11 protein-coding genes are annotated in these 12,335 nt (G+C 61.7%); 8 read left to right on the plus strand and 3 right to left on the minus strand.

Going from position 1 to position 12,335, the window contains the following annotated elements; translation table 11 throughout:
* The first annotated feature begins 88 nt into the window (after positions 1 to 88).
* From FHW69_RS14680 to FHW69_RS14690, 3 genes are all read left to right on the plus strand, one after another.
* Complete coding sequence (locus FHW69_RS14680; protein WP_183423840.1) at positions 89 to 730, plus strand: hypothetical protein; 642 nt, start codon at positions 89 to 91, stop codon at positions 728 to 730.
* Between the two features lie 107 nt (positions 731 to 837).
* Entirely contained in the window at positions 838 to 2,595 is a 1,758-nt protein-coding gene (locus tag FHW69_RS14685) for an XVIPCD domain-containing protein (protein ID WP_183423841.1), read from the plus strand.
* A gap of 37 nt (positions 2,596 to 2,632) precedes the next feature.
* Positions 2,633 to 4,381: a type IV secretory system conjugative DNA transfer family protein gene (locus FHW69_RS14690; RefSeq protein WP_343204036.1), complete on the plus strand. Its 1,749-nt coding sequence runs from the start codon at positions 2,633 to 2,635 to the stop codon at positions 4,379 to 4,381.
* Between the two features lie 62 nt (positions 4,382 to 4,443).
* Here FHW69_RS14690 and FHW69_RS14695 read toward each other — a convergent pair whose 3' ends face one another.
* A complete protein-coding gene (locus tag FHW69_RS14695; RefSeq protein WP_183423843.1) occupies positions 4,444 to 4,767 on the minus strand; it encodes a hypothetical protein in 324 nt (107 codons plus the stop codon).
* Positions 4,764 to 5,642, minus strand: a complete 879-nt coding sequence (locus FHW69_RS14700; RefSeq protein WP_183423844.1) for a LysR family transcriptional regulator — start codon at positions 5,640 to 5,642, stop codon at positions 4,764 to 4,766. The genes FHW69_RS14695 and FHW69_RS14700 overlap by 4 nt, the downstream gene beginning before the upstream one ends.
* 94 nt (positions 5,643 to 5,736) lie before the next feature.
* Between FHW69_RS14700 and FHW69_RS14705 the strand changes: the two genes are divergently transcribed.
* From FHW69_RS14705 to FHW69_RS14725, 5 genes are all read left to right on the plus strand, one after another.
* Entirely contained in the window at positions 5,737 to 6,336 is a 600-nt protein-coding gene (locus tag FHW69_RS14705) for a short chain dehydrogenase (RefSeq protein WP_183423845.1), read from the plus strand.
* A 77-nt stretch (positions 6,337 to 6,413) separates the two neighbouring features.
* Positions 6,414 to 7,031, plus strand: a complete 618-nt coding sequence (locus FHW69_RS14710; protein ID WP_183423846.1) for a PadR family transcriptional regulator — start codon at positions 6,414 to 6,416, stop codon at positions 7,029 to 7,031.
* Positions 7,024 to 7,812 carry a siderophore-interacting protein gene (locus tag FHW69_RS14715; protein ID WP_183423847.1) on the plus strand — a complete coding sequence of 263 codons (789 nt, stop codon included), beginning with the start codon at positions 7,024 to 7,026 and terminating at the stop codon, positions 7,810 to 7,812. The genes FHW69_RS14710 and FHW69_RS14715 overlap by 8 nt, the downstream gene beginning before the upstream one ends.
* Positions 7,813 to 7,902: 90 nt before the next feature.
* Positions 7,903 to 10,062, plus strand: a complete 2,160-nt coding sequence (locus FHW69_RS14720; protein WP_343204032.1) for an AsmA family protein — start codon at positions 7,903 to 7,905, stop codon at positions 10,060 to 10,062.
* A 120-nt stretch (positions 10,063 to 10,182) separates the two neighbouring features.
* Positions 10,183 to 11,115, plus strand: coding sequence for a DMT family transporter (locus FHW69_RS14725; RefSeq protein WP_183423848.1), 933 nt, complete (start codon positions 10,183 to 10,185; stop codon positions 11,113 to 11,115).
* Between the two features lie 229 nt (positions 11,116 to 11,344).
* Here FHW69_RS14725 and FHW69_RS14730 read toward each other — a convergent pair whose 3' ends face one another.
* Positions 11,345 to 12,280 (minus strand): isopenicillin N synthase family oxygenase, encoded by a 936-nt coding sequence (locus FHW69_RS14730; RefSeq protein WP_183423849.1) that lies wholly within the window; start codon positions 12,278 to 12,280, stop codon positions 11,345 to 11,347.
* Between the last annotated feature and the right edge of the window lie 55 nt (positions 12,281 to 12,335).

The raw sequence follows: 12,335 nt of genomic DNA on the forward strand, positions 1-12,335 counted from the left end.
TAGCACGACGAAACCGCGAGTCACGTCGATCAGCGTCGCGACTGCTGGGCCCGCGTTTGAAATCCTGTGAACAACAGAGCGTGCCTTCATGCGTCCAACCCAAACAGAACCCTGGCGCGACAAGATTCGCGCCACCCGGCGACGCCAATTCATAGGCTCGTGCATCTTCATCGCCGCATTTCTCGCCTATACCTATGAGCCCGAGGCAAACGTCCGACACAACCCACACCCCAGTCATCCGTATGAAATCACCATTGACCTTCACGACATGCCCTACCCCGAAGACAGAGTTACCGCATCCGGGCAGTTCGAGATTGTTGATCTGTCGTGCATCCCCGTCAGGGGCGGCCCCTTGAATCCAATGCGCATTCCGCCCGCTACGAAATTCGTCAACATACCGCTTTCTAAGGGAATGGATGGCAAGTATCGAGGGTATGCGTTCGTCGATGAGTTCATGGATGAGGACTACTTTGGTTTGGGGGTATGTAAATGGATACTCCAGTTCATGTCGACAAAAATAAGTTCACGAGGCGTCTCATTCACCGCGTCCGTTAGAACGAGAAAGGATCACAAGGAATCCCAGCAAACGTCGTACTTTCATCGAAATTGGTACAACCCAACTTCACACCCAATCCCGTTTCATGGATATCACACCCCAAAGGCCTTTGAATCCTCCACTTTGTCCGAATTATTTCAAATCCACCTCAACGGCAGGGATGCTAGTCAATGACAACACACTCGTTAACTTACGCGCGACTGAGCAGTGCGGCATATAAAAATACCGATCCTTCCCGGGAAGAAAAAGACGTCGAATTTAAAGGGGAAATATATAAGTTAATGCTGGAGACGTCGTCGCGCTTTACCGGCTACCAGGGAAGAGCCTACGTTAATACCATCACGAAGGAGATCGTCATTGCTCATCGTGGCACGGAAACATCCTTCCCCTCGGTGTTTCCAGATGCGCTGACAGATGCTGGCATGGTGCTGATCGGCTGGAACGACCAACTGAACGAAGCGCGCGCTTTCACCAACCACGTGCTTCGACATGACGCGGAAAGTGCTTCGCCTGCAAATGGATCCACACCACTGGATCGCAGCCGCGTCACCGTCACCGGTCACTCCCTCGGCGGCACGCTTGCCCAGATCACGGCCTATGAATTTGGCTTGCGCGGTGAGACCTTCAACGCGTTTGGTGCTGTCAACCTGGACCATGACATACCGGTGGGTGGCAGTCAGGTCATCAACCATGTGCGGGCGACCGATGTGGTCAGTGCCGCCAGCCACCATTTTGGTGAGGTACGCATCTACGCTACCGAGACCGATATTGCCAAGCTTGCGAACGGCGGTTACCACGACGAGACCACGGATCACACCATTCGCAACGCGCTCACGCCGATCAGTATCGCGGCCCACAGTATCGACAACTTTGCGCCGCCGGACAGAGACGCGACCATCCCGACGGGGCCCGTTCAGGCGTCGGATATGACCGAGGCCAACGCCAGGCGGGCCATTGAGCATTCCCATGCCATCGGCATGTTCCGGCGAGATGTGCATTCCCTGCGCGGCAATACCGTGTCGCTTCCCTGGCAGCTCGCTCACAAGGCGGAAACCGCCATGCAGATGGCTCAGGACGCAGCCGGTCAAGCCCTGCGCGGGGACTTCAGCGCTGCCCGGCAGACCCTGGATGCGATGGAGAAGCACACGGCCGCGTCGCTCGGCAAGGGACTGTCCACCGCCACGCATACCGCCTCGCTGGGCATTGCCTACGGTCTTCAGACCATGGAACGCGCCGAACAGTGGACCGGCTACCAGATAGACCGCACGACGCGCGCCGTCGACGAAGGCGCTACCCGGGTCATCGAGACACTGCATACCGCCGAAACTGCCGCCCGGCGCACCATGGATCAGGTCACCGATCGTATCGGGACGGAGGCACGCCACCTGCAGGACGCGGCCTCACGCGCAGCAGATGAGATCAGTGCAAAGGTGCATCGCGGCCTTGACGCGGTCGGCGACGCGGCCGCTTCGATCAGCATGAGGATGGAACGGGGGGCTCGCGTCATCGGCGAAGCGGCCACGGTCGGCATGCACGCCATCGGCGATGCCCTGGCGGCTCCCGGCACCGAGGGCATCTGGTACGGCGCCCCACGCGCCGCCATAACCGCCCCGCCCGCTTCCGCCACCGTTCTGCTTGATGACAAGCGCCACCCGGATCACGCCCTCTACGAGCAGGCCCTGGCGGGAGTGCACCTACTCGATGCCAGCCTCGGGCGCACCCCTGACCAGCGCAGTCGCAACGTGGCCGCGGCATTGACGGTGTCCGCCCGCCAGCACGGCATGGACCGCATTGATGCGGTCAGCCTGAATGAAGACGGCACGAAGATCGTCGCCGCACAGGACGTCATTCCCGATGCATGGCGCGAGTTTGCCCTGGTGGATGCCATCCAGGCCCAGCACCAGTCGATCCAGGAAAGCAGCCGCCTCTGGCCCGACGCCATGGAGCAGATGCAGACCAATGAACGACAACTGCAACAGACCATCGACCAGCGCATGACCCACGAAAGAAACGCGCCTGCCATGTCGATCAGCCGTTAAGCACACCACTCCAACACTTTCAGGCAATACGGATGGAATCATGAATTTAAAAAAAGGGGCGGTTGCAGTGCTTCTTCTCATCGCAGGATATTTCGCTGCGAAATCTATAGCCAGCTATCTGCTCGTACTCATGTTGGGAAAGGGAGCCGAGCCGTTCCTAGTCTTCCGGTACATGGGATACGTCTCAAGTATCCCCAATGGATACGCACCACTCCAGGAGCATTTCTGGCAAATCATCTTTGCCGGCACAGTGTCGTTCATCCTGACTGGCCTCATCGTCGTCCCACTGCTCAAGCGCCTTCTCCGCTCCGCACCCAAAAGCTCGCACGGCGATGCACGTTTCGCCACGTACCTTGAATTGTGGCTCGCGGGCATGTTCCGGTCGTCGAGGCGGGGAATCATCGTGGGGAAAAAGGGAGGACGCCTCGTTCGGCTGGATGGCCAGCAGTTCGTCATCCTCGCGGCGCCCACGCGCTCGGGCAAGGGCGTGAGTGTGGTCGTGCCCAACCTCCTTGAGTACGGCGAGTCCATCGTTGTGCTCGACATCAAGCAGGAAAACTTCCAGCTGACGAGTGGATGGCGGGCGAGTCAGGGGCAGAAGGTCTATCTGTTCAATCCCTTTGCGGAAGACGGCAAGACTCATCGGTGGAATCCCCTTGGTCTCGTGCCCGAGGGTCATGATGAACGTATCGCCGCACTCATGAGCATCGCCGCTGCGCTGTATCCGGATGCCTCGGCAGATCAGAAGTTCTGGGTCAGCCATGCGCGCAACGCTTTCATGGCGTTCACTCTGTGGCTCTTTGAAACGCGGGCGAAGGGTGTCGACGACGGAGTCAGCCCCGGCGCATGCGTGGCACCCACCCTTGGCGCTGTCTACCGGCTGTCATCAGGTAATGGAAGCGATCTCAAGAACCACTTTCAGCGCATGTCACTCACCCCTGGTTTGAGCGCGAACGCACGGAGCGCATTTGCCAACCTGCTGTCTCAGGAGAAGGAAACGTTCAGTTCGATCATGGGCTCGTTCCAGGAACCGCTGAACGCCTGGATCAACCCCACCCTGGATGCTGCCACCAGCTGCAACGATTTTGATCTTCGTGACGTGCGCAAACAGAAGATGACCATCTACATCGGCATCCAACCGAACAAGCTGGCAGAGAGCCGCCTGATCGTGAACCTGTTCTTCAGTCAGTTGATCCAGGAGAACACCAGGACACTTCCTCAAAACGATTCGGATCTGAAGTACCAATGCATGCTTCTGATGGACGAATTCACCGCTATCGGAAAAGTCGAAATCATCAGTTCAGCCATTGCCTATATCGCCGGATACAACCTGCGTCTTGTTCCTGTCATTCAGAGCATGTCGCAGCTCAACGCCGTTTACGGACACGAGAATGCGCGAACCATCATCACCAATCATGCGCTGCAGATCATCTTTGCGCCGCGCGAGCAACAGGACGCGGTGGAATATTCGGACATGCTCGGCTACCAGACCGTGAAGCGCGAACAGGTCACCCGTGGCCACAAGCGACGCGATGTCTCCCGCAGCGTGGGGGATGAGAAGCGCGCCCTGCTACTTCCGCAGGAGCTGAAGGCGCTGGGTCCGAACAAGGAAATCTTCATGTACGAAGGTCTGCCGCATCCGGTGAAGTGCAGCAAGATCCGCTATTACAAGCAGCGCCGTTTCAGGAAGCGCCTGCTTCCCGCCGTGGACATCGCCGCAGTGAAAGTCGCAGCAACTCCCAAGGCGCCACCGGCTCGATCACCTGACCAGAAGCCCTGCGCTTGAACGACCGGCGCACGTCAGCCGCATAGGCAACGCACACAGATCGTGCTCGCGCACGTCAACGTTCACAGCGACTCAAGCAACGACGAAAGCGCTCCCGCCTCAACCACCCGCCCGTTGACGTAAAGCCCGGGCGGTTCCACCGTGATGCGCAGTTTCAGATCGTCGCAATCGCCGGGGTACTTCCGCATCGTGAGTTCAATGCCACCGTCACTTTCTTCCACGTGCATGAGGTCCCAGGGACTGCCGATCAGGTCGATCAGCAACACGCCGCGGTGCACGTCGGTCACGCGGGGCGCGTACACCCAGTGACTCATGCGCACTTCGTGCGGCTCAACTTCGACCATCAGGCGGCCTTCGAGGTAATGGCGAATGTCGTCATCGGTCATGCAAGCTGCTCCAGCAGGTAATTGACCAGGCTCATGAGCTTGGGACGCGGACGACGATCTGCGAGATAAACCACGTGCAACGGTCGCGGTGCGGGAAGAAAAGATTCCAGCACGGGAATCAGGCGCCCGGCGTGCACGTCTTCGGCGAGCAGCACTTCCGGCTGCATGACCAGGCCAGCACCGGCCACGGCGGCCGCGCGCAGCGCGTGTCCGTCGTTGGACGTGAAGCGGGCATCGGCCGCCCAGTCATCCTCTGCGTGATCTTTCAGGCGCCAGCCATGGCCGCCGCGCCATGCAGTGTGCGCAAGGCAGGAGTGCCGGGCCAGGTCGGCGGGTGTCTGAGGCACGCCGTAGCGGGCAAGGTACGCTGGCGACGCGCAGATGCTCATGCGATACGGCTGCACAGGCCGGGCAACCAGATCGGGAGAATCAATGCGGCCCATGCGCAGGGCGAGGTCGAAGTTGTCTTCGATGAGGCCGACCCGGCTATTGCTGAGGATCAGCTCCACGCGCACTTCCGGATACCGGTCCAGATAGCCACAGATCAGCGGCGCCACGATGCAGCTGCCGTAAGTTACCGACGCACTTATGCGAATGCTGCCACGCGGCTCCTGCCGAAGACCTTCCACGGACGCTTCGGCCCATTGCAGTTGCTCCAGCACTTTGCGGCAACTGTCGTAGAAGTGCGTACCGCTCTCGGTCAGGCTCTGACGACGCGTATTACGCTGGAGCAGCCGTGTGCCCAAGTGATCTTCCAGCTGACGGACCTGCTTGCCGACCATCACCGAGGACACGCCAAGCGCCTCCGCTGCCGCGCTGAAGCTGCCCCGGTCGACCGCCGCCACGAAGGCCTCCATACAGCGCAGCTTGTCCATTACTAACCCTGAGTTAGGAGTGATGGAAGCATTTTGCTCTTTTATGAACCCATAAGCACATCAACACTTCGCTCCTCACTCACGGAGTCTGCAAATGAAAATTGTCCTTATTGGCGCCACAGGCACGCTCGGCCGGGCCATTGACGCCCAGCTTTCGGCAAGTCACCAGATCATTCCTGTCGGCCGCAGCCGTGGCCAGCATCAGGTCGACATCACGAGCCAGGCCAGCGTTGAAGCGCTGTTCAAGGCCATCGGCCGTGTGGACGCCATCGTCAGCGCCACGGGCTCGATGCACTTCGGCCCACTCACCGAGATGACGGCCGAGCAGTTCAACATCGGCCTGCAGGACAAACTGCTCGGCCAGGTCCGCCTGGCGCTGGTAGGCCAGCACTACCTGGAAGACGGGGGCTCCATCACGCTGACCAGCGGCATTGTTGCCAACGAGCCCATCCGCTATGGCGCCAATGCCACGGCCGTGAACTCCGCCGTGGAAGGCTTTGCCCGCGGTGCGGCCATCGAACTGCCCCGTGGCCTGCGCATCAACGTGGTCAGCCCCACGGTCGTAACCGAGTCCATGGACGTTTACGCCCCCTACTTTCCCGGTTTTGAGCCTGCGCCCGCGGCTCGGGTCGCCCTCGCGTACCAACGCAGCGTCGAAGGCCCGCAGACCGGGCAGGTCTACCGTGTCTGGTAATCGCTGACGATACAGTTGCGCGATACGCTCTTACGATATATCGTGCGATCACTACGTACGATATATCGGAGTCTGCCATGCATCGTTTTTTCAGGGATCACCAGGGTTTCCGCGATCGCCTTGAGGCATTTCGTGCCATCGGCCGGGGTGGGCGCTTCGGCGGCGGCGCGCCGTTCGGGTTCGATGAACGCGACGGGATGCGCGGTGGCCGGGGCGGTGGACGCTTCGGCGGCCGCATGTTCGGCCACGGCGATCTTCGCCTGTTGCTTCTGGCGTTGATCGAGGAGCAGCCCCGCCACGGTTACGAGCTGATCCGCACCATCGAGGAAATGTTCGACGGTCAGTACAGCCCGAGCCCCGGCGCCATCTACCCCACCCTCACCATGCTCGAAGAACTGGGCTACGCCCGTGTCGAAGCAGAAACCGGCGGCAAGAAGCTTTACGCCATTACCGAATCAGGCAAGGCCTTCCTTGCCGAGAACCGCGACACGCTCGATGCGCTGACGGAGCGCCTGCAAGTCATGGCACGCTCGATGAACCGCCTTTCAGTGCCCGCATCCGTCAAGGAAGCGATGCACGCGCTGAAGCATCAGCTCATCAGTCACCATCGCAGTTGGGACGAAGCCGAAGCCCGCCGCGTCATTGCGCTGCTGGATGCCACGGCACGCGCCATCGCGGAGCGCAACCATGGCTGAGGCATCCATCACACGCCACGCATCGCAGCGGGTCCGCCACACCCTGACACTTCGCCGCCTCACGGTGAAACGCGTCGTCGACCTGACCCCGCACATGCGTCGCATCACCCTCGAAGGCCGCGATCTGGCAGGGTTCACTTCGGCCTCGCCGGACGATCACGTGAAGCTGTTTTTCCCGGTGGCCGATGGCTCGCTGAATCCGCCGGCATTCACCCCCGAGGGTCCCGTGTACCCGGAAGGCGTGCATCCATCACCTGCACGGGATTACACGCCGCGCCGTTTCGACGCCGCTGCGGGTGAGCTGGATATCGACTTCGTGCTGCACGGCGAAGGCCCGGCGTCCACATGGGCCGAAAAAGCGCAACCCGGCGATCTGCTGGGCGTCGGTGGGCCGCGCGGCTCCCTGCTGATCGCGGCGGACTTCGACACCTATGTGATGGTGGGCGACGAAACCGCCCTGCCGGCCATTGGGCGCTGGCTGGAAGAACTGCCTGCCACGGCCCATGCCATCGTCATCGCCGATATCACGGCCACGGGTGAAAAACAGGCGCTCACCACCTCGCCACGCATCGACGTTCGCTGGATTCACGGCGATCAACCCTCGCAGTCCGTGGAAAACGCGCTGCGCGAGCTGTCGCCTCCGGGCGACACGTTCTGGTGGGTGGCCACCGAATCGAAGCGTGCCCGCGCGCTGCGGCAGTACCTGGTGGAAGAGCGAGGCATCGACAAGGATTGGGTCAAGGCGACGGGTTACTGGAAAGCCGACCCAAACGATGAGTGAACGGGTCTTCAGGTGAATCGTCGCCTGAACACATAATTTTGTCGGCAATCACGCTACCTCTGTCCCTCGGAGTTTAGGGACGGAGGCAGCATGATGATGAGGCGCGGCAGCAAGATACTGGCATGGGTGGTTGGCGTCCTGCTTGCCCTTATCGTGATCGTGATTCTCATCGTCGCGTTTTTCGACTGGAACCGGCTGAAGCCCACCATCAATGAAAAGGTGTCCGAAGCCATTGGCCGCCCCTTCGCCATCAACGGTGACCTGAGCGCGCACTGGTCGCGCGAACCCACGGAAACCGGCTTCCGCAGCCTCATGCCCTGGCCGCACTTCGTCGCCCGGGACATTTCCGTCGCCAATCCGGACTGGACCAAAAGCCGGCAGTTCGCCACGCTGGACGCGCTGGAATTCCGGCTTTCCCCGTTACCGCTGATCGGCAAGCGCATCGTCATTCCCGACGTGCAATTGCGCGCACCGCGCATTGATCTGGAACGCGTCAGCGACGGTCGCGACAACTGGACATTCAAGCTGCCGGAGAGTGCCGGCCCGTCGGAATGGGCGCTGGAGCTCAACGCCATCGGCTTTGACAAGGGCCACATTGATCTGGCCGATGCCGCAAGCAAAGTAGACCTTGGTGTCGATATCACGCCACTGGACAAGGCCATTCCGTTCGCCGACATCATGGCGGCGCAGGAAAAAGATTCGCGCGACCAGGCAGGCAAAACCACCGGCGCCTCGGCAAAGGCGATGAGCCGCAGCGGCGCGGACGAAAAAGACCGCGCCGACTCCACGAAACAGAAGCAGACCTATGCGTTCGCGTGGGCAGCGAAAGGCTCTTACAAGGGCGCTGCGGTCACGGGGAAGGGTCATACCGGCGGCGTGCTCGCGCTGCGCGATGCGAATCGCCCCTTCCCCGTCCAGGCAGACGTTCGCGTTGGGCAGACCCATATCGCACTGGTGGGCACGCTGACCGACCCGGTGAATCTGGGCGCGCTGGACGTGCGCCTGTGGTTCTCTGGCCAGAGCATGGCCAACCTGTATGCACTGACGGGTGTAACGCTGCCGGATACGCCGCCGTTCGCCACCGAAGGTCATTTGATCGCGTCGCTGAAGAAAGACGCCAGCGTCTACAAGTACGAGGACTTCACCGGACGGGTGGGCGGAAGTGATCTCGGCGGCTCGCTCACATACAACGCTGGCGGCCCGCGCCCGAGTCTGGTGGGTGTGCTGAAGTCCAACGTGCTCCAGTTCAGCGATCTGGCGCCCTTGATTGGCGCGGATTCCAACGCCGAGAAGAAGCAGCGTGGCGACGGCACTACGCAGCCGACCGACAAGGCGCTGCCTGTCGAGCCGTTCCGCACGGAGCGCTGGCGCGCGATGGATGCAGATGTGCAGTTCACCGGCGCACGCATCAGTCACGGCGACAAACTGCCTATCGACAAGCTGTCGACCCATCTCATCATGAAGGACGGCGTGCTGACGCTGGACCCGCTCGATTTCGGCGTTGCCGGTGGCACCGTCGGCAGCAACATCAAGCTGGATGGCTCGACCACGCCCATGAAGGGGCGCATCAACCTGGGCGCGCGCCATCTTCAGCTCAAGCAGCTTTTCCCGGGATTCGAGCCGATGAAGACGAGCTTCGGCGAGGTGAATGGTGACGCAGCACTGTCCTCGACCGGCAACTCGGTCTCCGCCCTGCTCGGCAGCAGCAATGGCGAAATCAAGCTGCTGGTGAACGATGGCGCCATCAGCAAGACGCTGCTTGAAACAGCCGGACTCAACGTCGGCAACATCGTCATCGGCAAGCTGTTTGGCGACAAGACGGTGAAGATCAATTGCGCCGCCGCCGATCTGGATGCCACCAACGGCCTCGTGCAGACGCGCCTGTTCGCGTTCGACACAACCGACGCCCTCATCAATGTTGAAGGCACGGTCGACTTCAAGACGGAGAAGCTGGACCTCGACGTCAAACCGCATACGAAGGGCTTCCGCGTGTTCTCCCTGCGCTCGCCGCTGTATGTCAAAGGCACGCTGAAGAACCCGTCTGTGGGCGTGCAGCCGGGACCGCTGATTCTTCGTGGTGGTGGTGCCGTGGCGCTCGCGGTGTTCGCAGCCCCTGCTGCGGCGCTTGCGGCCCTGGTTGTCCCGACCAGCGGGAAGAACGACGACAACACATGTCGCCCGCTGCTGGAAGAACTACGCAGGAACCCATCCGTGGCGCCGGGCGTCCCGCGCAAGCCCCCGACTAAATAGTCGTCGCAGGAGCCTGCCGCCAACGGGTGCCTGCCAAAGCCTGCAAGGCGGCGCCCGCAGCAACTTCCCCCACACCCATAGCCGCTACACTTCACGCCATCTCCTCGCGCGCGCTTCCCCATGCAACCCGTCACCCGAGCCCGTTTGCAGATTCACTTCTGTGTGCTTCTGTGGGGCTTCACCGCCATCCTCGGCAAGCTGATCACGCTGCCCGCACTGCCGCTGGTGTGGTGGCGCATGTTGATGGTGGTGGTTGCCTTGCTGCTGGTGCCGTCCGTGTGGCGAGGTCTCAGGGCGCTGCCGCGCCGCCTGCTGCTGGGTTACGCCGGCATCGGCGTGCTGGTGTCGTTGCATTGGCTGACCTTCTACGCGGCCATCAAGCTGGCGAACGCCTCCGTGGCTGCCACCTGCATCGCGCTGGGACCGGTATTCCTGTCGGTGGTAGAACCGTGGATCGCCGGACGCCGCTTCGAGCCACGTGAACTGCTGCTGGGGGTGGCTGTCGTGCCGGGGGTCGCGCTGGTAGCGGGCGGTGTGCCAGCCACGATGTACCTGGGCATGGCCGTGGGTGTTCTCTCGGCCATTCTGGTGGCGTTGTTCGGCGCGCTCAACAAGCGCCTCGTCGACCATGCCGATCCACTGACGGTCACCTGCGTGGAGTTGGGCACGGGCACCTTGTTTCTCACGCTGCTGGCGCCGCTGCTGAGCTTCGGAGCGCCAGCCTTCGTCCTGCCAGGCTGGCACGACACGGGGCTGATCCTGATTCTGGCCTTCGGCTGCACGCTCCTGCCGTTCGCCCTGGCACTGGTAGCGCTTCGCCACATGACCGCCTTCGGCACGCAGATGGTCACCAACCTCGAACCGATCTACGCCATCGTGCTGGCCATTCCGCTGCTGGGCGAACAACACGATCTGGGCTGGAAGTTCTATGCCGGCGTGGCGGTGATCCTGGGCGCGGTCTTCATCCACCCCCTGCTCCACCGCAATCCGGCGCCACCAGCCGTGGAACAACTGGGAGCCAGCGAGGCCCACGGCATCGTGGACCCCGACTGAAAAACGTGCTCAGCGACGTCCGCGCGCACGCACAGTGCGCATGCGACGGGCCCGCTGGGCGGCGCGGGAGGATACGGTGCGGGATTTTGCAGGGCGACGCGCGACAGTATTCATGGGGAAAGTCCCAAGGAAGGCCGGGACAAGCGATGCTGTCCGTCAGCGGGTAAAAATGCTGCTAACAGGATGTGCTTGCCACGATGACAGGCGTCATCGTGGCAAGCGGGCGTCGTCAGATCAGTTTGATCTCGCGCAGACGCTGAAGCAGGTACTCGTGCGCCGTGATGGCTTCCGGGTAACGGCTGGGGTTTTCCGCCGACACGCATGACGGAAGCACGTCCAGCACGACATCCGGGTTCGGATGCAGGAAGAACGGCACCGAGTAGCGCGGTTTGCGCGCATTGTCGTTCTGCGGGTTGGTTACCCGATGGGTGGTCGACGGGTACACATGGTTGGTCAGGCGCTGCAGCATGTCGCCAATGTTCACCACGATGGCATCGCCTTCGGTGGTGATGGGCAGCCAGTCGCCCTCGCGAGTCAGCACTTCAAGGCCTTCGGCACTCGCACCCACCAGCAGCGTGATGAAGTTGATGTCTTCATGCGCGCCAGCGCGGACGTTGGGGATGTTCTCCTGGGTCAGCGGCGGGTAGTGGATGGGACGGAGAATGGAGTTGCCGACATCGGTCTTGTCGTCGAAGAAGTGTTCCGGCTCACCGATGTGCAGCGCCAGCGCACGCAGGACGCGGGTGCCCAGCTGGTCCAGCGCCTCGTAGAGGCCGTAACCGAATTCCCGGAAGTCGGGCACTTCGGCGGGCCACACGTTGGGCGCCATCACGTCGGCGAACTTCGAGTCGCGCGGAATCTCCCGACCGATGTGCCAGAACTCCTTCAGGTCAGGATGCTCGCTGTCTTTCGCCGTTTCGACCTTGAACGGCGTATAGCCGCGCGCACCACCGCCACCGGGCACGTGGTATTTCATCTTGGTGTCGGTCGGCAGCGCGAAGAAACGCACGAAGGCGTCATAGGCGCCGTCGATGTGTTCCTTGGGAATGCCGTGGCCGCTGATGCAGCAGAAGCCAAATTCACGATACGCGGCACCCAGTTCCGCGACGAAGGCGTCGCGGTCGGTGTCGTAACGGCGGATGTCGAGCGTGGGGACCTTTTTCATGGGCGACCTGCGGAACGAGTACACGCCTGGTTCCCGAAGCGGTGTCGGGATAGGA

Origin of the sequence: Luteibacter sp. Sphag1AF, from assembly GCF_014192715.1 — a bacterium.
Classification (GTDB): Bacteria; Pseudomonadota; Gammaproteobacteria; order Xanthomonadales; family Rhodanobacteraceae; genus Luteibacter.